Origin of the sequence: Flavobacterium psychroterrae (genome assembly GCF_018380615.1) — a bacterium.
GTDB classification, from domain to species: domain Bacteria; phylum Bacteroidota; class Bacteroidia; order Flavobacteriales; family Flavobacteriaceae; genus Flavobacterium; species Flavobacterium psychroterrae.
Genome location: NZ_JAGYVZ010000022.1, coordinates 40,737 through 63,827, shown reverse-complemented (window position 1 = coordinate 63,827; position 23,091 = coordinate 40,737). Strand labels below are relative to the sequence as shown.

Here is a 23,091-nt window from a genome sequence, read left to right as displayed (position 1 = left end):
AAATTTCTAGAAAATCCAGAAAAAGATTGGATAATTGACAAGGCTGAATCAGAACAACTATCATTTATTTTATAACCTGTTTTTAAAAAAATACAATAATAAAAAATTAAAACACTGACAATGAGACGTATAAGAAATAAATTCTTTTGGTTTTATTTTTTATCGGACATTAATGATAGAAAATATAGAACTTTAACTTATTTTTAAAAATTCGTTGTTTTCCTTGTGCTTTTTTTGACTAATTTTAGATGAACTAAAAAAATATAAATTATGTCAACATTAAGATTAGGAGATATTGCTCCGGATTTTCATGCAGAAACAACCGAAGGTCCAATCAATTTTCATGAATGGTTAGGAGATTCCTGGGGAGTTTTATTTTCGCATCCCGCAGATTTTACCCCGGTTTGTACTACTGAATTAGGAACAGTTGCCAATTATGTTCCTGAATTTAAAAAGAGAAATACAAAGGTTATAGCGCTCAGTGTTGATGGTCTGGAATCTCATAAACTGTGGATTAAAGACATTAACGAAACTCAAAATACAACAGTAAACTTTCCTATAATTGCTGATGAAGACAAAACAATAGCGACATTGTATGATATGTTGCATCCTAATGCAAGCGAGAAATTTACAGTACGTTCCGTATTTGTTATTGGACCTGATAAAAAGATCAAATTAACTTTGACTTATCCAGCTTCAACAGGAAGAAATTTTGAAGAATTACTTCGTGTTATTGACAGTTTGCAATTAACAGCAAATTATAGCGTAGCAACTCCTGCAAACTGGAAAGATGGCGAAGATGTAGTAATTATTCCAGCCGTTTTAGATAGTGATATTCCGGCAAAATTTCCAAAAGGACATACGCCAATAAAACCTTATTTGCGAATGACACCGCAACCTAATAAATAAAAGTTTCTAAGTTGCTGAGGCGCTGAGTTTCTAAGATTTAAAAGTTTTATATAAAAAAAAACTCAGCGCCTTAGTAGCTTTATTTATAACTCGACATGAACACTCTTTTTCATTAACTCGTTCATTCGTTTTTTATCTCCAACAACCCATATAATATCATTTTTTTCTAAGGTCAAATTCGATTCCGGATTTAAAATTCGATTACCGTTTCTTTCAATTCCCACAACAAGACCGCCAGTTTTTTCTCTAAACTGACCAATTCTTTTTTGTATAAAATCATCATTAGAAATTTCTAACTGGCGTAATACAATGTCTGATTCTTTCGAGTTATTTGCGGCTTCGACTTCATTTTGTAAATAGTTGGTAAACTGTGTAATTTGTTCATCGGTACCAATAACACAAATTTCATCACCGGGAAATAAACGTTCGTTTTTAGTCGGAATAGGGATTGTAACCTCACCACGTCTTATAAAAGCAATGTTAATTCCCATATTTTCACGAATACGTAATTCTTCTAAAGTTTTGCCTGCAAGATTAGATTCTTTACCAATATCAAAAATAGACATGTGACCGTCCCACGGCATTAAATTGGCATATCTTCTGTCAATTTTTTTATTTTCACGATCATTAAGATTTTTCAAAAAGTGATTTTCGATTTTATGATATTGATCATTCAGTTTTTTAGGAAATAATTGATAAGCACCAATAGCAATTATCAACGCCACAAACGCTACTAAAGGCGAGAAGAAAATATTCAGTAAAAATCCAACGAAAAACAAACCAAGACTCATTCTGATCAAAATAATCATCAAAAGTGCGCCACGATATTTTCGTTCCTCCCATAATTCTTCAACTTCCGCAACTTTTACACGTCGCAACGAAAGAGCCCATAAAAAAGGAGCAATTATAACCAATGTAATCAATGCAGCCAAAGTATTTCCAAAGCGCGTATCAGCCACTAAAGGCGCTACGAATTTTGACGATAATAAAATAATAGCGGTAATAATAATAGTATGCAGAATAATTTGCGTGACAGAAGCACGAAGTACGATTTGCCACGTACTAACAGATTTTATTGCCTGCGCATTAACACTATAGCGGTTGATGTTTTTAATCCATTTTTTGGGTAATTTTCGCTCCAGATATCCAGAAAAAGGATCCGAATATTTAATCAAAAACGGAGTTGTAAAAGTAGTAATCGCAGATACGGCCACAATTATTGGGTATAAAAAATCACTTGTCACTTTAAGAGTCATACCCAAAGTAGCAATGATAAACGAGAATTCACCAATTTGAGCCAAACTCATCCCGGTCTGAACAGATTGTTTAAGCGGTTGCCCGGATAATAAAGCCCCGATAGAAGAACTAAATGCTTTTCCGAAAATTGTCAACAACGTGATAAGAGCCACCGGCAACATATACGTAACCAAAGTTTCAGGGTTAATTAACATCCCGACTGATACAAAGAAAACGGCACCAAATAAATCTTTTACAGGCTGGATCAAATGTTCTATTTTTTCTGCCTGAGTAGTTTCTGCAATAATAGAACCCATAATAAAAGCACCCAAAGCAGGCGAGAAGCCCACATTTGCAGCAAACATAACCATCATCAAACAAAGCGCTAATGAAATAATAAGCAGCATTTCATCCGTTAAAAGATGTTTAGCCTTCTTAAGGATCGTAGGAATAATGAAAATTCCGCCCAAAAACCATATAATTAAAAAGAATATTAATTTTAAAACCGATTGTAATAATTCTCCACCCGAAACCTGATCACTAACAGCAATTGTCGATAATAATACTAACATTAAAATCGCAACAATATCTTCCACAATTAAAGCGCCAAATACAATTCCGGCAAACTTTTTCCCCTTAACTCCCAGTTCATCAAACGCACGAATAATAATAGTTGTCGACGAAATCGAAAGTGTCGCGCCAAGAAAAATACTATCCATTTTTCCCCAACCCATCCATTGTCCAACACAATAACCAATGAGCGTCATGAATAAAATTTGCGTTATGGCAGTTATCGAGGAAGTTCCGCCAACTTTCATCAGTTTTTTAAAACTAAATTCGAGACCCAAACTAAACAATAAAAAGATCACCCCAATTTCTGCCCAGACTTCAACACTTTTCATATCAGTAATCGATGGGAAAAAGTCAAAGTGGTTTCCTGCTAAAAATCCTGCAATTAAATACCCTAAAACTAGAGGCTGTTTCATTTTTTTAAATATCAAAACAGCGATACCGGCGGTCATCAGGATTAATCCCAAGTCGCTAATAAGGGGTTGTAAATGGTGTGTAGTTTCTGCAGCGGCGTTTAAGGCAATCATAAAGTGGTATTTGTCGTTTAGGAGCTTAATCCAGCTTTCCATTTCAAGCTTTTACTTAAAAAACATATTTTTAAAGTCGTTTAAGGAGCTTCCGTTGGTCGCTCTGTCCCGGCAAAAAAAATAAAGTTTTTTTCGCAAAAGGCTTTCTATTGCAAATGAAATTCACTGAACTCCTATGAAAATAAAAGTTAAGTGAAGTAATCTGGGCTAATTTCCTAACAAGATTTGTAAATAAAAAAAGCTATCTCGATAAAGATAGCTTTTTTTGAGAAAATATTTTGAGTTTTCTTTAGATTCCTACGTAATTACTAGGTGTTATTGCCATTAATTCTGCCCTAACAGCATCAGAAACTTCTAAAGTCGCAATAAAATTATGAATTGCTTTTTTATCAATAGCCTCGTTTGTTCTGGTCAAACCTTTCAAGGCCTCATACGGATTTGGATATGCTTCACGACGCAAAATAGTCTGAATAGCCTCGGCCACAACAGCCCAGTTTTTCTCTAAATCTTCAGCAAATTTAGCTTCATTCAAAAGCAATTTGTTCAAACCTTTTAGAGAAGCTTCAAAAGCAATAATTGTATGACCAATTGGCACACCAATATTACGTAAAACAGTACTATCAGTTAAATCACGCTGTAATCTTGAAACAGGTAATTTAGCAGCTAAATGTTCAAAAATAGCATTTGCGATTCCTAAGTTTCCTTCTGAATTTTCAAAATCAATAGGATTCACTTTATGTGGCATTGCTGATGATCCAATTTCTCCCTCTTTGATTCTTTGTTTAAAATAATCCATAGAAACATATGTCCAGATATCGCGATCTAAATCGATAACTATTGTGTTGATTCTTTTTAAAGCATCAAAAAATGCAGCAAAATGATCATAATGTTCTATTTGAGTAGTTGGAAAAGAATGGTGTAAACCAAGATCAGTTTCAACAAATTTATTACCAAATTTTTTCCAGTCAATTTGCGGATATGCTACGTGATGTGCATTATAATTTCCGGTTGCACCACCAAATTTTGCAGCAAACGGAATATTAAACAACAATCGCATTTGCTCTTCAAGACGTTCTACAAATACCAGAATCTCTTTACCCAAACGAGTAGGAGAAGCCGGTTGTCCGTGCGTACGTGCCAACATTGGAATGTCTTTCCATTCTGTGCTTAATTCTTTTAATTTAGAAATTAAACCAATTAGAGATGGTAAATAAACTTGCTCAAACGCATCTTTTGTAGAAAGCGGAATCGCAGTATTATTAATATCCTGAGAAGTTAAACCGAAGTGAATGAACTCTTTGTATTGAGATAAACCTAATTTTTCAAAAGCATCTTTGATAAAGTATTCAACCGCTTTAACATCGTGATTGGTTACTTTCTCCGTTTCTTTTATCCAAAGAGCATCTTGAGTAGAGAAATTTTTATAAATATCACGTAAACTGTCAAAAAGATTTGGATTTACGCCTGCAAGTTGTGGCAAAGGTACTTCGCACAAGGCAATAAAGTATTCAATTTCAACTAATACACGGTATTTGATTAAAGCTTCTTCAGAGAAAAATGGAGCTAATGAAAGGGTCTTACTTCTATATCGTCCGTCAATTGGTGATATAGCATTCAATTCGTTTAAAGTAGTCATTGTTATGTTGTTTTTTCGAAAGGCACAAATATAAACAGAATTTGCGGATTAAAAGTAATCAAGTAGTCAATAGTCAGATGAAAATGAGTAAAAGAAAAAAGAGATAAACACAAATTTCACAATTTTCACGAATATGAATCAAAGTAAACTAATCTGTATTTCTTTTTTAAGATAAAATCTAAAAAACAAAATTCAATTCATTTTTAAATCAATATAATTCGTGCTAATTCGTGAAATTCGTGTTTAATCAGTTAAATCGATTTTAATCTTTCTCTTAATTCCGCTACACCTTCAGAGGCAATTTTAGCAATAACTTCTACTTTGTTCTGAATATTCGGGATCGCAATTGGCTTTGGATCAATATAAAAAACGGGTGTAATGCTATAGGTGTAGGAAATTAATCCGGCAGCAGGATATACTTGTAATGAAGTACCAATTACCGCAAAATAATCAGCAGTTTCAGTAATTTCTATAGCCTCTTCAAGCGCTGGAACATCTTCACCAAACCATACAATATGTGGTCGCAGCTGATGCCCGTTTTCGTCAAGATCGCCCGTAAATAAATCATCTTGCCAATCCAGAATTAAATCACGATTCAGGACACTTCTTACTTTTAGCAATTCGCCGTGCAAATGCAAGACCTTTGTACTTCCTGCTCGTTCGTGTAAGTCATCAACATTTTGTGTAATAATATGAACATCAAAATCCTGTTCTAATTCAGCTAAAATATAATGCCCTAAATTTGGCTTCACATCTTTAAGTTGTTTTCGTCTTTTGTTGTAAAAGTCTAAAACCAATTCCTGATTTTTTCGCCAGCCTTCAGGAGTTGCAACTTCCATAACATCATGACCTTCCCATAAACCATCACTGTCGCGAAAAGTTTTAATACCACTCTCGGCACTAATTCCGGCTCCGGTTAAAACAACTAATTTCTTTTTCATGCTTTTTTAATTAAAAGATAAAAATAGTGATTTACTTACTTCTTTCCCGTTTTTAATAAAACAATAAAAACGTATTTATACTTATTGTAAGCGTCTTACAAATTATTTATTTTTAAGAAGATTTAAAACAAAATAAATTTCCAATGATTTTAATACAATTTACAGGTTTATCAGGTTCCGGTAAAACGACATTGGCGCAAAATGTTCGGGAATTGTTAATTAAAAACGGACTTACAGCACAAATAGTTGACGGCGATGTTTACCGCAAAACGATTTGCAAAGATTTAGGATTTTCTAAAGAAGACAGATGCGAAAATGTCAGACGACTTTTCAACGTAGGGCGAAATTTCATTGAATCAGATACAAAGATTGTTTTAATGTCAGTTATAAATCCGTACGAAAGTTTACGAAATGAATTGCGAAAACATGAATTCGTCAGAACTGTATTTCTGGATTGTTCTCTCAATAATCTAATTAAAAGAGATCCAAAAGGCTTGTATAAAAAAGCGTTACTTCCGGATAGTGACATCAACAAAATAAACAACTTTACAGGAATAAGCGATGTTTTTGAAATTCCTGAAAAAGCAGATTTAGTACTAAAAACCGATTTTGAAACGGAGACTTTTTCGACTCATAAACTCTATAATTTCATCATTAATAATTTATCTGATTTTAAATAATTTAATTTTTTAAATCCATGAATCCATCTTCCAGTAAACTTCCCATTTCTTTTTCGATCGATAAATTACAAAAAGAACTCGCAATATGCGAAAATGATTTGTGGACACCACATTTTAATACAGGTCGTTATGAAGGAAATTGGACAAGCGTTTCCCTTAGATCGCAATCTGGATTGGTAAATGATATTACCTCTTTTCCAGATGTGGAATATAAAGACACAGAACTGCTTAATAGCTGTCAATATTTTAAAGAAATTATGGACTGGTTTCAATGTGAAAAAGAAGCGGTTCGGTTGCTTCGATTAGGACCAGAAAGCGAAATAAAAGAACATGTTGATAATGACACCTCTTATGAAGATGGTTTTTTCAGGATTCATATTCCTATTATTACGAACGATGAAGTGTTTTTTTATGTTGATAAAAAACGTGTTCCTATGAAAATGGGAGAATGTTGGTATGCTAATTTTCAGCTTGTTCACAGCGTTGAAAATAAAAGTTCAGAACCGCGTATTCATCTCACACTTGATTGTATTAGAAATGATTGGTCGGATAAATTATTTACAGAAATGGGTTTTGATATCCATTACTCTTCAAAAAAAGAGCAATATTCAGATAAAGTAAAGCAACAAATTATTGCGGAGCTTTCCAGAAATCCATCAGAAGTTAACAATAAAGTGATTGCAGATTTATTAGCAAAATAAATATATAAAATGGAAAATATAAATCATCCACTTTCAAATTGGATTCCTTATAAGTTAATTGAAAAAGATAACAACGTTTATTTTGAATGGATTTATCTGGCAGATATAAAATATGCTGAACCTTTTTTTGATGAAACAATTTCAAAATGTAAAAGTTATGCGTATAATTCGCAATCATTTAAAATAGTGAGTACTGTTGAAAATTTGATAGATTGGTCGAAAGAATTAATTTCGGCAGAATTAAAATCTTTAGTTTTTCATGTTTCACGATGTGGTTCTACAATGTTAAGTCAGTCTTTAGCAACTTCATCTGAAAATATTATGGTTTCAGAAGCGCCAATTATCGATGAAATTCTAAGAAGTAATACATTTAATTCAGATAAAAAAGCCGATCTTTTTAAAGCTGTCATTGCATTATTGGGACAAAAAAGATTTCTGGAACAAAAGAATCTAATTATAAAACTTGATGCCTGGCATATTTTTAATGCCGATTTTTTGAGATCAATTTTTCCTGAAATTCCTTTTGCTTTGCTTTACAGAAATCCAATCGAGGTTTTAAAATCACATCAAAAAAGAACTGGAATGCATATGGTTCCTAATGTATTGCCATCGAATGTTTTTGGAATTTCGGCTAAAGAAATTGAAAAAATTAGTTTTCATCAATATGGGGCTTTAGTTTTAGAGAAATATTTTAAGGCTTTTCTGGGCTTTTACGAAACAGATAAAAATGTGACAAAACTCAATTATAATGAAGGAATGAAAAAGGTGATTGAAAAATTCATATCCTTTATCAATGTTAATTATCACCATGATGAACTGGAAAAAATGTACGAGCGTCTAAATAAACATTCTAAAAACGAAAATGCAGTTTTTAAAGGTGATTTTTTTAAAGAGGAATCTCTACAAATAGATTTTACACAAGTCAGTTTGTTACATGAAAAATTAAACAATGCGCTTATCGAAATTTAGCATATTGAAAATGTTCTGAATGTTTCTTTCTATTTTATTTAAAATGTATTTTTGCTACAAATACAAACAAAATGATTGATTTAGATTACCTCGCTTTCCTTGAAAATATTTTGACAGATAACCGTAAAGAGAAATTTTTAAAAGTATTGGGAAACCGAACTAAACATTTTACGATTGTTGTTGAAGATGTTTTTCAAATGCATAATACAAGTGCAGTTATGCGTAGTTGTGAGGTTTTTGGAATTCAGGAACTTAACGTAATCGAACAGCGTTACGGAAAAAAAATCGATAAGGAAATTGCAATGGGCGCACAAAAATGGGTTGATATCAATCAATTTGATTCCGTTACAAATTGTATTTCTACTTTAAAAGATCAGGGATATCAAATTATTGCAACAACACCGCACGAAAATGATTGTTTGCTGGAAGATTTCGATATTACAAAACCTAGCGCGCTATTTTTTGGGACAGAAAGAGACGGATTATCAGAAGAAATTCTGGAAAAAGCAGATGGTTTTCTTAAAATTCCAATGGTTGGTTTTACAGAAAGTTTAAACATTTCAGTTTCTGCTGCCATTATCATCCAAAACTTGACAAACAGATTACAAAATTCTGACATCAACTGGCATTTATCCGAAGAAGAAATTCTGGAAAAACGTTTAGACTGGGCTAAAAATTCTATTAAAGATATCAAACGAATTGAAGCAAGATATTACGAAGAAAATCCACGATAAAAAAAGTTGCCAAGAATTTCACGAATTTTCACTAATTCAAAAAATGTAAATAATTACTTTGTGAAAATTCGTGAAATTCTTGGCAAAAACAAAATCTATCTTCCAAAAGAATCATAATTATCCTCGGCATATTTTTCAAAACGTTTCAATAAAACGATGTTTTGTTTTTCTGTAGCTGTCAATGCACTGTTTACATTATCCGAAACAGGAATATACCATTCGACACTATCAAAAAACTGACGAACTGTTTTGGTTTTAAAAGTCAATCCGTGTCTGGCAAAAATGGTGTTTCTAAGAATCTCCAAATCAATTTTTTTAAGATTTTTAATATCAGATTCTTTTAATTTTTGTGTAGATGAATTTAGGGTGACAATACTTTCTGATGCTGCTCTGTAAACAGTTTCCATATACGGTTCCTCTATTTTAGCATCTGCCGGATCATCACTTTCTGATTCTGTGATTTGTTGTTCTTTTGGATTTTGGTAATCGATATAAGATTCCTGATCTGGAAGCATCGCATTAGGATCATATTTAAATTCTTTTTTAGTAAGTTCAAATTTTCTTTTGGTAACTTCTTTTTTAAGATTATTAGCGGTCCAGGTTCCCACTAAAAGAGTATCGTTTTTGATTTCAAAATCAAAAACACCGTCATTTTTATCATCACCGGGTTCGTTAAGTGTAAAATGAACTGTATTTCCTTCTACTGTCATTGTACCTGTAAGCGGTCTGCTATTACCGGCAACAACACTTTGTCCAGTAACTTTTGATTCTGTAATTTTCTTGATGACAATATTAATCTTGTTAATCTCATTTTCTTTTGAAGGTCTGCTGGTATCTCGTTCTAAAACAGCAAAATCACCAACGTATGAACCGTACAAATCAGTTCTAATTTCTTTAGGCTGATTTTCAGCACTGTTTTTTAGCGTTTTTTTCTCTTTAGAATTACAGGAAAAAAGGAGTATTGATAATAATAAACAAAAAAGGTGTTTCATTTTTTTAGTTGGTTATAAAGATAATATTCGATGATTAATAAATTAGGAATCCATCCCAGCCATGCGATTATCTGATAAACATCCATTGGTGCCGGATGAAACAAATATACTAGAATAACCTTCCAAAAACGTAACGTTATGGCAGAAAATGTTAACGCAAAGCTTCTTAACATAAAAGCCTTATGCTGGTCAATATTTTTATTTTTAATAGATGTAAAACCTTTTAATGTAAAATAAAACCATAGAATTGATAAAGTAACGAAGGATATTTTAGCATAAAATCCTCCATTGGCAAAAAGTCCAATAAACAAGCCTGAAGGCGCGCTTAAAAACAGAACAACAAAAACATAAAATTTGCCAATATTTCTATGTGTTACAGGAAACTTTTTTAAAAGTAAAGGGCTTAATTGAAAAAATCCGGCAAGCAAAACAAAAATTGCAGAGTAAACATGAACATAAAATATGGGATAGTAAAATGGGATTTGACTAATCTCAGTTTGCTTTATCTGAAGAAAAGCAACATTATTATTAATTGGAATGTATTGCTAGGTTATTTTAATCATTAATATGAAAAAGTAACTAAAACACAGTATCCATATAATTGGTAATAAAAAGCTTAGATTTCTTTTCAATTTTAATAAAGATAAATTTGAAACAAATATAAGAAAATCCCCCGGCGTAAGGATGCTGAGGGATCAATAGATTTTTTCTACTTTTTTAAAAACAAAATAAAGCCCAAAATGCTAACAATCAAAATAGTTAATGCGGCTAAAACCATTGTCAGATCCCGAATGTTTTTTCCTGCCCAATCCATAAATAAAAATTTATGCAGGATGGCAAAAGAATAACCTTCGACCATATCTGAATTTTTAACTACAGCAGCCAATCTTGAAGTCGAAGTTTCGACAAAATAAGTTGTTTTTTCGGGAGTGTCATAAGCCAATTTTATAACCGGTAATCTTTTGTTGACAAAACCATATTCGCGACTACTAAAATCGGTTAAGAGTTTAGATTCTAATAATTTTACGTGTTCTAAAGAAGGCTGAGGTTCATCTGAACTTTCAGTCATTTCGCAACAAGCTGCTTTTGGAGCACCATCTGTAAAATAATAAGCCAGAAATTCAGCATATTTAAAGTCTAGATTTGGCGCAACTTTATTGGTTGCAGCATTAATATAAACTACCTCAGATTTTGGATCGTCTTTTTTATTCCATTTTGAATTTGGATCTAATTTAGATGTTTTGAATTTTTGTTTCTCAAGCAATTGGCAACGGAAATACGTTGTATCATTTAAGGTTATAATACTCAAATTTTGAAAACGGCTCCAGTCTAAATTCAGATTATTATTCGCAACCGGAATTTCTTTCGTTTTAAATGTTGGTTCATAAACCATTTGCGATAAAGTATACGGATTCCATTTTGTTGTAGCATGATAAGCGCCGCTAAATGCAAATGTCAAAGTGAAAAGTGAAATCCAGATACCAATTTGGCGATGGTATTTTCTAAGACCTTTTTTTGGTTGCAAACTATCTGTCTTTTTAAATTGTTTCCATAGTAAACCATAGATTAAAATTCCGCTCAAGGCAGAAAATCCAATGATGGACAATAGAAAAATCATTGTAATGATTCGGATACTGTTGTTTGAAATCGCGTCTACAAACGACCAATTATGAAACGTATCAAAAAACCAGATAAATGCTTGTCTTGACGTTGGGTTATAAGTGGCTAATTTACTTGATGATGTTTCTACATAAACCTGCATGGCATCGGGACGACCAAAACTGAGTTTGTAAACCGGTAAATAACGATTGACATATTTGTATTGCGAAGTAAATTCGGTGACAACTTCGCTCTTTTTTACAGCACTTTTTTGATCCTCCAGAAAATAACGCGAAAGCCATTCGGCATATTTTTGATCTCCGTTTTCCAGTTTTTCTGCTGTTGAGGCATCAAAATACCATAATTCGCCAATTATGGTTTTAAGCTGATAATAGGTTCTATTATTGAAGGTAACGATTCTGAAATTTTTGAATTGCGCTAGTTCATTTTTCTGTAGAACTTCCTGAATCGAAAACTTCAATTGAGTTTTATTAATTATTTGTGCTTCTAGTTTTTCGTGTGCAATTTCAGGTTTAAAAAAATGCGCCATAAACGGATGCATCAATCCTGATAAAGTCCAGAAAATAACAGGAACGATGGTAATTAAACCAATCGTACGATGCCATTTGTACATGTGCTGCTTGATCTTCTTGACAAACTTTGAATCTTTCTTTTTAGACTTTTTGTCTTTTATTTCTTTGCCCATATTTGAGTTTTTATGATTTAGCTAATTTTTTTTGCCACAGATTAAAATGATTAAAAAGATTTTTGAACCATTGAGGTATTAAGGTTCATTAAGCAAAAATTAATTTTTCTTAATCTCTTATGGTTCAATTTATAAATTTCTTAATCTTTTTAATCTGCGAAATCTGTGGCATAAATTATATCTACTTTTTTAATGAAAAATTATACTGAATTCCAAACACAAAAGTTCTTGGTGCCGCTGCTGTATAAGTGGGCTGAGCGTTTGCGGTATTGGCTCTTGAAACATTATAAGCGTATAATTTATCCGTTAGGTTAAGCACGTTTCCGTAAACTTCAATTTTTTTCCATTGATAACCCACTCTGGCGTTGAATATGTTGTAGCCGGCATATTTTACGGTATTGATCTGATCCTGATAATAGCTCCCAACAAGTTGCCATTCTACAGATGTTCTTAGGTTTGGAAGCCAGTTTGGGTAATAACTTACTTCAGAATTTCCGGACCATTTGGGTGCAGCAGGCATTTCTTTTCCGTTTAAGTCCTGAACAGGATCAGATGGTTTGTCCGAAAGTTTAAAATCGATATAAGTATGTTGGGCATAAGTTCCGCCAACGCGGATGTTGAATTGTTTTGAAGGATGATACGAAGCTCCAAACTCAACTCCTTTATGACGCGTTTCTCCTGCTGATCGATAATCAGTTGAATTGTCAGCGAGTTTAATGTTTAATAATTCGTTTTTACCTTCCATATAATACAAAGCATAGTCGAAATTTAATTTGTTTTCAAGAAAAGAAAACCATCCGCCCACTTCATAATTATCGAAAGTAGCGGGTTCCAGATTATAATAAAAATCAGCAGGAACGCCAGTTGTTCCTCCAGTTCCGGGTTTGGTTCTAAAAATCGAGGTGATTCCCGGAGGCGCAAATCCTTGTGAGTAATTGCCATAAAACCCAGCAAAGTCCACTGGGTTATAATTAGCACCTACTTTAAAAGTCATTTTGTCATAAAGTTTACTTCCGGTAGAATTGTCAAGGGCATTTTCGTAATTGACTTTCATATTATCGTAACGGCCGCCAATTGTGACTATCAATTTTTCGATAGGGTTAAAACTTAATTGAGCGTAAGCTGCATTATTGAAAATATCTGCAGTATAATCGGCTAGTTTTGAGTCCGGATGTTGGGCGATAATCTCATAAGAACTCACGGTTTGTTTACCCGTTTCTCCCGGATTTAGATTGGCTTTTAGATCAATAACGTACGACCAATAGGTTACGGGAGAATAATCATATAAAGCTCCGGCAACTATTTTTGTATTCAGGAAGTCGAATTTCTGAGTATGTTGTCCAATGGCACCGTAACTTTTAAAGTTATTAGAGTTGACTTCACCTTTTGCAGTAGTAGGGTTTACAGTTGGGCTCCATCTAATTCCGTACGAAGGATTTTGTCCTAATTTATTGTCACGTAAATATCCTGTAATATAACTGCTGGAATTAGGGTTCCAATCATGTTCCAGTGTTAATCGTGTTCGTAAAGCATCAGATTTTCGATAGGTAAAACTAGAAGTACTTTTGTATGTTCTGTTGTTAAAATCATCCTCATTAACCGTTCCGCTCATGTCCGAATAATATTTCCCGTACATCGTATTACTGATCAATCTGGTAGAAGAGGAGATGTTATAATCGATTCTTGCATTTAGATTGTCTTTGTTATAATCAGAATACGTCATCCAGCCGTTTTCCTGCAGACTTGAAATTCCGGCAATATGAAAACCAACTTTCCCTATTGTTGCACCACCGGCAGCCTGAAATCTTCTGTAGCCATAATTATCAGCCTGAACGCCAAATTTAAATTCCGGATCAACAGGAGGTTTTAGCGAAATTAAATTGATCGTTCCACCAACCGCTTCAGGTCCGTACAAAGACGAAACAGGGCCTTTTGCAACCTCGATACTTTGCAAATTAAACTGATTAATTTCCAGTAAAGCATTATGATTAAAGATTCCCATTGGACGAATTGGCAAACCATCTTCCAGATATAGATAGTAAGCATTGGTTGTCATAGGCTGACGAATCGACATCATGTGCTGCTCGTTTCCTAAATTGACCATTAAAACCCCGGGTGTTTTGTTGATAATTTCATAAACCGCTGTTGCTTTAGTCTCGTTGATGGTTTTAGCCGTTATTTTGCTAATGGCAACTGGAGTTTCTTTGCGTAATGTAGCAGTTCTGTTGGCTGTTATAAAAACATTATCGAGTTCTTGCGATTTTGTGGTATCTTTTTCTGTTTTATTTTGTGCTAGCAAACATTGCCCTATAATTAAAAGGGTAAAATATATTTTCTTCATTTTAAATGATATAAATTTTATAAAGTAACTGATATTCCCTTGGGAGAATACGAGTAAAAGCGTTTCAAAGGAATTGAAAAGCAGGACTTAAATCTATATCAAATAAGAAGGAGGATGAAAAGTTGAATTTGAAATTGAAATAGGTTTTTTATCCATGGGAGCAAAAATTTTTGCTCGGGATTCCATTGGTACTACAATTTTAAAATCGGTTAAAATGGTATTTTGTATGTAAACAACTTCTGTTTTTTCTTTCAGATTGTCGTGTATTCTTTTTTCGTTGTCATCGTATTTTTTTAAACTTTTCTGAAGTTCACATCGACCATTACAGCTATTAAAAAGCATTTTGCGTTGTACACAAATCGTTTTTGATATCTCTTCCTGATTTAATTTAAATGCCGTATAAACGCAGAAACTGCCAAATGAAGGCATTAAAAGCATGAAGGAAAGAAATATGATGACGATTTTTCTCAAGCCTGTTTCGTTGTTGGTATTTTGTTTTAAAATTATAGTGTATAATTCAGGTTTACACTCCATCTGTAATTTGCCTCCATATTGCCGCTTGACAAGTTTTGATTGATAGGCAACATCATGTTTAATCCAACCGAAAATTTATCTTTTCCGGCTTCAACGCCAAATTTGCTAAATAAAATATCTCCGGCCGTATTGGGTAAATCTAAACTATATTGCTTGTTGGTTTGGTAAACTTCGCCCGCCAAACCTGCTTGCGGAACAATTTGCACCGATTTTAAATCAAACAAGTAAAAGAACGTTCCTGCATAATTAAACTGATCGCCGTATTGGTAATTTTTACTATTTTCAGTTTTGAAGATATAATTCAATGTCGTGTTTAAACCCAGATTTTTGTGTTTAATTACATATTCAGAAATCACAGGAAAATCCCAGCTTCCGGTTCCTAACTGAAAACTCTGGTTCACACTTCCTAAATTATTAGCTTCTTTAAATTTCCCAGTCGGAAGTTTTACACCACCACCAAGATTTATTTTATGCGTAAAAAACGTACTGTCTTTTTTCGTTTCAAAAACCGTGTACAAAGCCATCACAGTAATATCTCCCAAACCTTCAATATTTTCTGTTCCGGCAGTTAATTTTCTTTCGTTAAAATGATACGGAACCAATGCCGAAATCTGAATTTTATCCGTAACCGGAATGCGCGCCCAAGCCTGAATGGTATTGAAGTTCTCGTCAATCCAAGGTGAATTGGCGAAAATTCCGTCGCGGCTTGTGTAGCTTTGTTTAAGATATCTCAAACCAACAAAATTATTATTCAACATCGACCCGAAACCCATACTTCCGCCACTTGCTGAACATCCGCAAGCATCACAATCAAAATCTTCCATCATCGCTAAACGTTGAAAGGTAAAGGCAGAAATACTATCTTTTACGGTAAAACTAAAGGCCGATGAACCAACCAAAAGGGCAATCATTACTATTATTTTTTTCATTTTAATTATTTTTAGGAGCTGATCCCGCTTTCCGTTGCAAGCTTTTTTCAAAATCCCATTTTTCTATAAGTTTTACAAAGCTTCCGTTGGTCGCTTTATAAACTCAAGAAAAATAAGGTCTTTTTTCAAAAAGGCTTTCCACTTCAATCGGGGCTAGAAATCCAGTTTTTATTATGTTTTTTTGTGCCACAGATTACACGGATTAAAATGTTTTTTTTTAAATATGATTTCAATTGCATTTAATCTGCGTTAATCAGTATAATCCGTAAAACCCGTGGGCTAATTTTAAAATTCCGAGAAACGTTTATCTGTCAAATATTGATTATCCGTGAGTGTTTTCAGGAAAGCTATAATTTGTTTTTTATCCGTTTCAGAAAGTGCAATCCCAAATTTTCCGTTCTGTTTTAATATCGGATCCAGAGTTGCTGAGTTTTCTATTCCGCTTGCGTAATGATCCAGAACACCTTCGAGAGTTCCAAATCTTCCGTCGTGCATATAAGGTCCTGAAACCTCTACATTTCGTAAACTTGGCACTTTGAATTTGTAATAATCTACAGCGAGTTCTGTCAATCTGTAACGTCCAACATCATTTACCATTGGGTTTACAGCCAAACCATTATTACGAAATGAGTTATCAGTTTGTAAATCTGTCGCATGACACGAAGCACATTTTGATTTAAATAAATCATATCCTGCCAATTCCTCACTTGTCAAAGTTCCGCCTGATTCATTACGTCGGTATTTATCAAATCTTGAATTAGATGAAGTCACCATAACCATAAATTGCGAAAGAGCTTTCAGCATATTTTCGGTGGTAATTGCGCCATCATCAAAAGCTTGTCCAAATAATTTTTGGTAATCCTTGTCCGCTTTCATCATTTTTAGAATATTGTTCAAATTGCCGTTCATTTCTACAATATTCGTTAACGGAATTATGGGTTGCAAGTCTAAATGATCTGCAGCTCCGTCGTACATAAATGTAGTTTGGTAAGCTAGATTCTGAATCGATGGTGTGTTTCTGGTACCTTGAGCATTGTCTACGCCATGACTTACAGTATGTCCGTGATGAGTAAACGCGTTGGCTTGAATATGACAAAACCCACAGGAAACTATTCCGTCAGACGCTAAACGTCCGTCGTAGAAAAGTTTTTTGCCCAGTTCAAATCCTTTTTCTGTTGGCGGATTCTGTGTAATATTGTACGCTAATGCAGGAAAGTTTGACGGAACAGTAAATTCTAAAGTAATGTTTACATATTCGTCATCCTGATCAGAGCAACTCCATAACAACGGAAGCATCAGCCATAGAAAATATTTTATTTTCAGCATGATTTTAAGTTTATAAAAAGCAAGACAACATATTTTTCGCCACTACTTGTACGAATTTGCACAAATTACAATGGCATTAAAATTTCTTTGTGATTGCTCCTTGATTTCTTAGAAGTACAAAAAGTTCTGGTTTAGCCCCGATTGCAGTGGAAATCCTTTTTGTCCGCCGCGGCGGATAAAAAGATTGAAGCGGAAAGCGGGACGTTATTTCTGGTAAACCGAAATTTTGTGCTCCTTAAAATAAATTTAGTCGTTATGTACGTGGTCTACTTTAAACATAGCCGAGATGTTTTGCGTAATTAATGGCAGGTTTGCACCGCCCATAATCATTGCACCCATTCCGCCTGCGTTGTTGTCTGAAAGTTTGATTTTGTTGGTTCCGTCAATAACTTTAGATAAATCGATTTTGAAATGAATGGTTGGTGTAATCGTAGTACGAACCAACGCTTTTGTTGGTAAATCCAGCGTCACCTCAGTATAATTATAATCCGTTCCGGTTTTCCCGGTGTGAATCATAAAAGGAGTAGGAGTAGTAACAGTTGGTGATGTAAAAGTACCTTCTAAAGCAAAGAATTTATATCCAGCAGCCCAAGACCACAACATTCCGGCATCATTAGCCTTTGCAAGAAAATCACCTTGTCCGGCAGCGCCTAATTTCCATTGTTCTTCATCGACCCCAATTCCGTATTTTACTTTTACGTAATCTCCGGCAGGAATATCTGTAAGTTTAAATTCGTGTCCGTCTGCTGAACTTTCGTCTGCAATAAAGTAGCTTTTGCTTTTTGGGTAAGTAAAAATAGTTCCGTCAGCTTTTGTTAAAACTACATTGCTGATGATGTATTTTACAAGGCTTATTTTTAATACTTCGTTGTTTGAAGTTGTGTTGCCTTGTGTGTTTAAAATCAAGTCGTTTGCACCAAAACCGTTGTCATATTCCAGTACTAAACTTCCTGATCCTGAAACATCGTTTTTATTATCGTCGTTTGAACATGAGCTTATTGCTATAGAAATTGCTACAACAGCGAATGCTTTGTATAAAGTATTTTTCATTTTATGAATTTTATATAATTGAAATTTTAAATTTTGGATGTGCGTAAACACGATTTCATTGTTTTAGGAACAACGAAATATTCATTACAATAAAAAATTGAAATGTGATTTAAAAAATTATATAAAATAGGAGGGAGGACGAAAAGTAGCAATTGAAACCGAAATAGGTTTCTTGTCTAAAATTGCAAAAAGTTTTGCTTTAGAAACTATTGGAGCTACTAATTTGAATTTTGGTGTGATTGTGTTTTGAATGTAAACAACTTCTGATTTTTCCTTCAGGTTGTTTTGCATTTTCTTTTCGTTATCGGCGTATTTTTTTAAACTTTTTTGAAGTTCGCATCGACCGTTACAGGAATTAAAAAGCATTTTGCGTTGTACGCAAATCGTTTTTGAAATTTCGTCCTGATTTAATTTGAATGATGTGTAAACAAAGAAGTTGCCAAATGATGGCACTAAAAGCATACAGGAAAGTAATATGATAAAAAACTTCTTCAAAAGTAAATTTCGTTATTTCAGCAGCAAAAATACAGTTTATAATTTTTAATCATTATGATTTTTGTCATTTAACATAAAAAAATCTTCTTATACTCTTAGTCGTAGTCTTAGTTTTTAGTCACAGTTACAGTTTTCTGCACAATATGTGAACTGTGACTGAAGACTGAAACAGGAAACTTTTTAAAAGACAAACCCGACAGGTTTTTAAAGCTGTCGGGTTGGATTTAATTATTTATAGGCAAAGTCTCAAAACTGAACACTGTGACTGCAAACTGAATACTGTAAATTATTATTTAACAAGAACCCAAGCGCCAGAAGCGATTAAAGTTTCTGCTTTTTTAAATTTCATTTCTTCAGTTTTACCGGTTGCAACTTCTTGTACTGTTACAGTATCATTACGGTTGATTTTTGGCATATCTCTCACGATAGTTTCTGTAACCTGACGTTGTTGTGTTTCTCCAGCTTCGCGGTTGATGTCTTCGCTGTTTACAATTTCGTCTTTGCTTAATTTGAAGTTTTCTTTTTGGCGAACTTCTTTTGCTTCGTGAATTTCAGGAACGTTTTGAGCTGGTAAATCACCTTTGAATAAGAATGAAATAACTTCTTTATTAACGTTGTCTAACATTCCTCTAAACAAATTAAATGCTTCTAATTTGTAAATAAGCAATGGATCTTTTTGTTCGTGAACGGCTAATTGAACTGATTGTTTCAATTCGTCCATTTTACGTAAGTGTTTTTTCCATGCTTCATCAACAATAGATAAGGTGATGTTTTTCTCGAAATCAGCGATTAATTGAGCAGCTTGGCTATCATAAGCTTTTTTCAGATCTGTTACAACATTTAGCGTTTTGATTCCGTCAGTAAACGGAACAACGATACGCTCGAATTGGTTATTAGGCTCTTCGTAAACTCCCTGAATAATTGGAAAAGCTTCTCTTGCGCTTCTTTCTGTTTTTTCAGTGTAGAATGCCAGAGCTTCTTTGTATATTTTTCCTGTAACTTCAATATCTGATAATCTTGTAAAATCTGCTTCAGAAATTGGAGATGTAATTCCGAAATAACGAATTAAATCAAAATCAAACGTTTTGAAATCATTTGCTATTTTATTGTTGCTTACGATCAATTCGCAAGTATCATAAAGCATATTGGCGATATCCAGTTTCAAACGCTCACCAAATAAGGCGTGACGACGACGTTTGTATACTACTTCACGTTGAGAGTTCATAACGTCATCATATTCTAATAAACGTTTACGAACACCAAAGTTGTTTTCTTCTACTTTTTTCTGAGCACGTTCGATAGATTTAGTCATCATAGAATGTTGGATAACTTCACCTTCCTGAAGTCCCATTCTGTCCATCACTTTTGCTACTCTTTCAGAACCAAATAAACGCATTAGGTTATCTTCAAGAGAAACATAAAACTGAGAACTTCCCGGATCTCCCTGACGTCCTGCACGACCACGTAACTGTCTGTCAACACGACGGGAATCATGACGCTCTGTACCCACGATTGCTAAACCTCCGGCAGCTTTTACCTCTGGAGATAATTTAATATCGGTACCACGACCAGCCATATTTGTTGCAATTGTTACAACACCGGCTTTACCTGCTTCTTCAACAATTTGTGCTTCTTGTTTGTGCATTTTTGCATTCAAAACGTTATGTGTAACGCCTCTCATTTTCAACATTCGGCTTAATAATTCTGAAATCTCTACAGAAGTTGTTCCAATTAAAACTGGTCTTCCTGCATTAGATAACTGAGTAACATCTTCAATTACAGCGTTGAATTTTTCACGTGTAGTTTTGTAGATATAATCTTCTTTGTCTTGTCTCAACATACCACGGTTTGTTGGGATTTCAACTACGTCTAATTTATAGATCTGCCATAACTCTCCAGCTTCTGTAACCGCTGTTCCTGTCATACCGCCTAATTTGCTGTACATTCTAAAATAATTCTGTAATGTAACAGTAGCAAAAGTTTGTGTAGCAGCTTCGATTTTTACATTTTCTTTAGCTTCGATCGCCTGGTGTAATCCGTCAGAATAACGACGACCATCCATGATACGACCAGTTTGCTCATCGACAATCATAATTTTGTTGTCCATGATCACGTATTCTACATCTTTTTCAAAAAGAGCATACGCTTTTAAAAGCTGAGTAAGGGTGTGAATACGCTCGCTTTTTACTCCAAAATCCTGGAATAATCTTTCTTTAGCTTCTGCTTCACCGTCTTTATCCAGTTTTTGTTTTTCGATCGCTGCAATTTCAGTTCCGATATCCGGAAGTACGAAAAAGTCCGGATCTGTATCTCCTGAAAGGTATTGAATACCATTATCAGTCAATTCAACCTGATTGTTTTTTTCTTCAATTACAAAATACAAAGCTTCGTCAACTTTATGCATTTCGCGATTGTTATCCTGCATGTATTGATTTTCGGTTTTTTGAAGTAATTGTTTAATTCCTTCTTCACTCAAAAATTTAATTAACGCTTTATTTCTAGGTAAACTTCTGTAAGCTCTCAATAATAAGAATCCACCTTCTTTAGTGTTTCCTTCTTTGATTAATCGTTTAGCCTCAGATAAGAATCCATTTGCTAACTGACGTTGTTGCGCTACTAAGTTTTCGATTTTTGGTTTCAGCTCATTAAATTCATGACGATCTCCCTGAGGAACCGGTCCTGATATAATAAGTGGTGTTCTTGCATCATCAATTAATACAGAATCGACCTCATCGACAATTGCATAATTGTGTTTTCTTTGAACAAGGTCGCTTGGCGAATGTGCCATGTTATCTCTTAAGTAGTCAAACCCAAATTCGTTATTGGTTCCGTAAGTGATATCAGCGTCGTATGCTTTTTTTCTTTGTTCTGTACTTGGCTGGTGATTATCAATACAATCAACCGTTAATCCATGAAATTCAAATAAAGGTGCTTTCCATGTACTATCACGTTTTGCCAGGTAATCATTCACAGTTACTAAGTGAACTCCGTTTCCTGTCAAAGCGTTTAAGTAAAGTGGCAATGTAGCCACTAAAGTTTTACCTTCACCCGTTTGCATTTCGGCAACTTTACCTTCGTGCAAAACCATACCACCAATTAACTGAACATCATAATGAATCATGTCCCAGGTAATTTCTTTACCTGCAGCATTCCATTTATTAGCCCACCTTGCTTTGTCGCCTTCAATAGCGATGTATGATTTAGTTGCAGAAAGTTCGCGGTCTTTTGCAGTTGCAGTAACTTCAATGAAAGAATTATCTTTAAAACGACGCGCTGTTTCCTTAACAACAGAAAAAGCTTCAGGAAGAATTTCTAATAAAGTTTTTTCTGAAATTTCATAAGCCTCTTTTTCAAGAGAATCTATAGCATCATAAAGATCTTCTCTTTTGTCAATGTCTTCAATGTTTTCTACTTCCGCTTTAAGCGAAGCAATTTTAGCATCTTTATCCGCTCTGGCTTCTTTTATTTTTTCTTTAAAATATGCGGTTCTGGCTCTTAATTCGTCATGAGACAAACTCATTAAGCTAGTTTCGAATGTTTTAATTTTAGTTAAATAGGGCTGTAAAGCTTTGACATCTTTTTGTGATTTATCACCTACAAAGACTTTTATAATACTGTTTATGAAACTCATGATTTATTGTATTTCTATTATATGTAAATGTGTATTTGAACCAAAAAAAAAGTCTCTGTGATGAGACTTTTTCCTTTGGTTTATTTTTTAATATTCATCCTCATTCCAAAGATAATCTTCGTCTGTTGGATAATCAGGCCAAATTTCTTCCATTGATTCATATATCTCTCCTTCGTCTTCAATTGACTGAAGGTTTTCTACTACTTCTAATGGAGCACCAGCTCTAATGGCGTAGTCTATAAGTTCATCTTTGTTAGCAGGCCATGGCGCATCACTTAAATAAGATGCTAATTCTAATGTCCAATACATCTGTTATCTGTTTAGTTTGTGCAAAAATAAATTTTTTACTGAAAAAGACAAGTAAAATTTGATTTATTTTAATAAAATTTAAGAACGTCTCTATTTAGTTTACAGTTTTCAGTGCCAGTTTTCAGTCTTAAAACTGAAATTTGTTAATGATTGCTGTGTTTTTTAGTATCCAGTTTTTGATTCCGGTTTGCAGTTTGAAAACTGAAAACTGCGACTGTTTTACTTCTTTTTAAAGTATTCAGCTTTCAGCGCCGTTTTCAGTGTAAAACTGTGACT

Annotated in this window: 19 protein-coding genes; 5 read left to right on the top strand and 14 right to left on the bottom strand. The window is 33.9% G+C overall.

Features of this window, described 5'->3' with window-relative positions:
- Positions 1 to 270 precede the first annotated feature (270 nt).
- Positions 271 to 909: a peroxiredoxin gene (locus KHA90_RS19980; protein ID WP_213305414.1), complete on the top strand. Its 639-nt coding sequence runs from the start codon at positions 271 to 273 to the stop codon at positions 907 to 909.
- Between the two features lie 83 nt (positions 910 to 992).
- Here the strand turns inward: KHA90_RS19980 and KHA90_RS19975 are convergent, their stop codons facing one another.
- The 3 genes from KHA90_RS19975 to KHA90_RS19965 form a co-directional block, all read right to left on the bottom strand.
- On the bottom strand, positions 993 to 3,242 hold the full coding sequence (locus KHA90_RS19975) for a cation:proton antiporter domain-containing protein (RefSeq protein ID WP_213305430.1): 2,250 nt from the start codon (positions 3,240 to 3,242) through the stop codon (positions 993 to 995).
- A 289-nt stretch (positions 3,243 to 3,531) separates the two neighbouring features.
- A complete protein-coding gene (gene purB, locus KHA90_RS19970) occupies positions 3,532 to 4,878 on the bottom strand; it encodes an adenylosuccinate lyase (protein ID WP_213305412.1) in 1,347 nt (448 codons plus the stop codon).
- Between the two features lie 251 nt (positions 4,879 to 5,129).
- Positions 5,130 to 5,819, bottom strand: coding sequence for an SIR2 family NAD-dependent protein deacylase (locus KHA90_RS19965; protein ID WP_213305409.1), 690 nt, complete (start codon positions 5,817 to 5,819; stop codon positions 5,130 to 5,132).
- Between the two features lie 143 nt (positions 5,820 to 5,962).
- Between KHA90_RS19965 and cysC the strand changes: the two genes are divergently transcribed.
- The 4 genes from cysC (at position 5,963) to KHA90_RS19945 (ending at position 8,903) form a co-directional block, all read left to right on the top strand.
- Positions 5,963 to 6,499 (top strand): adenylyl-sulfate kinase, encoded by a 537-nt coding sequence (cysC, locus tag KHA90_RS19960; protein WP_213305406.1) that lies wholly within the window; start codon positions 5,963 to 5,965, stop codon positions 6,497 to 6,499.
- Positions 6,500 to 6,516: 17 nt separating this feature from the next.
- Positions 6,517 to 7,200, top strand: coding sequence for an aspartyl/asparaginyl beta-hydroxylase domain-containing protein (locus tag KHA90_RS19955; protein ID WP_213305403.1), 684 nt, complete (start codon positions 6,517 to 6,519; stop codon positions 7,198 to 7,200).
- Positions 7,201 to 7,209: 9 nt separating this feature from the next.
- On the top strand, positions 7,210 to 8,169 hold the full coding sequence (locus tag KHA90_RS19950) for a sulfotransferase family protein (RefSeq protein ID WP_213305400.1): 960 nt from the start codon (positions 7,210 to 7,212) through the stop codon (positions 8,167 to 8,169).
- A gap of 71 nt (positions 8,170 to 8,240) precedes the next feature.
- Positions 8,241 to 8,903 (top strand): TrmH family RNA methyltransferase, encoded by a 663-nt coding sequence (locus KHA90_RS19945; RefSeq protein WP_213305398.1) that lies wholly within the window; start codon positions 8,241 to 8,243, stop codon positions 8,901 to 8,903.
- A 95-nt stretch (positions 8,904 to 8,998) separates the two neighbouring features.
- Here the strand turns inward: KHA90_RS19945 and KHA90_RS19940 are convergent, their stop codons facing one another.
- From KHA90_RS19940 to KHA90_RS19890, 11 genes are all read right to left on the bottom strand, one after another.
- On the bottom strand, positions 8,999 to 9,895 hold the full coding sequence (locus KHA90_RS19940) for a YARHG domain-containing protein (protein ID WP_213305395.1): 897 nt from the start codon (positions 9,893 to 9,895) through the stop codon (positions 8,999 to 9,001).
- Complete coding sequence (locus tag KHA90_RS19935) at positions 9,892 to 10,359, bottom strand: DUF2306 domain-containing protein (RefSeq protein WP_317197403.1); 468 nt, start codon at positions 10,357 to 10,359, stop codon at positions 9,892 to 9,894. Before KHA90_RS19935 ends, KHA90_RS19940 begins: the two co-directional genes overlap by 4 nt.
- A 245-nt stretch (positions 10,360 to 10,604) precedes the next feature.
- Positions 10,605 to 12,200 carry a PepSY-associated TM helix domain-containing protein gene (locus tag KHA90_RS19930; RefSeq protein ID WP_213305392.1) on the bottom strand — a complete coding sequence of 532 codons (1,596 nt, stop codon included), beginning with the start codon at positions 12,198 to 12,200 and terminating at the stop codon, positions 10,605 to 10,607.
- Positions 12,201 to 12,381: 181 nt separating this feature from the next.
- A complete protein-coding gene (locus tag KHA90_RS19925) occupies positions 12,382 to 14,541 on the bottom strand; it encodes a TonB-dependent receptor (RefSeq protein ID WP_213305390.1) in 2,160 nt (719 codons plus the stop codon).
- A 93-nt stretch (positions 14,542 to 14,634) separates the two neighbouring features.
- A complete protein-coding gene (locus tag KHA90_RS19920) occupies positions 14,635 to 15,075 on the bottom strand; it encodes a hypothetical protein (protein ID WP_244860462.1) in 441 nt (146 codons plus the stop codon).
- A complete protein-coding gene (locus KHA90_RS19915) occupies positions 15,045 to 16,004 on the bottom strand; it encodes a transporter family protein (RefSeq protein WP_213305387.1) in 960 nt (319 codons plus the stop codon). Before KHA90_RS19915 ends, KHA90_RS19920 begins: the two co-directional genes overlap by 31 nt.
- Positions 16,005 to 16,289: 285 nt before the next feature.
- On the bottom strand, positions 16,290 to 17,330 hold the full coding sequence (locus tag KHA90_RS19910; RefSeq protein WP_213305384.1) for a cytochrome-c peroxidase: 1,041 nt from the start codon (positions 17,328 to 17,330) through the stop codon (positions 16,290 to 16,292).
- Positions 17,331 to 17,576: 246 nt separating this feature from the next.
- On the bottom strand, positions 17,577 to 18,380 hold the full coding sequence (locus KHA90_RS19905) for an MbnP family protein (RefSeq protein ID WP_213305383.1): 804 nt from the start codon (positions 18,378 to 18,380) through the stop codon (positions 17,577 to 17,579).
- Between the two features lie 117 nt (positions 18,381 to 18,497).
- A complete protein-coding gene (locus KHA90_RS19900; protein WP_244860461.1) occupies positions 18,498 to 18,875 on the bottom strand; it encodes a hypothetical protein in 378 nt (125 codons plus the stop codon).
- Between the two features lie 289 nt (positions 18,876 to 19,164).
- Positions 19,165 to 22,506, bottom strand: a complete 3,342-nt coding sequence (gene secA, locus KHA90_RS19895) for a preprotein translocase subunit SecA (protein WP_213305381.1) — start codon at positions 22,504 to 22,506, stop codon at positions 19,165 to 19,167.
- An 87-nt stretch (positions 22,507 to 22,593) separates the two neighbouring features.
- The gene (locus tag KHA90_RS19890) at positions 22,594 to 22,815 is read right to left on the bottom strand and encodes a DUF2795 domain-containing protein (RefSeq protein ID WP_007138072.1); all 222 of its coding nucleotides are present in this window, start codon (positions 22,813 to 22,815) and stop codon (positions 22,594 to 22,596) included.
- Positions 22,816 to 23,091: the final 276 nt, after the last annotated feature.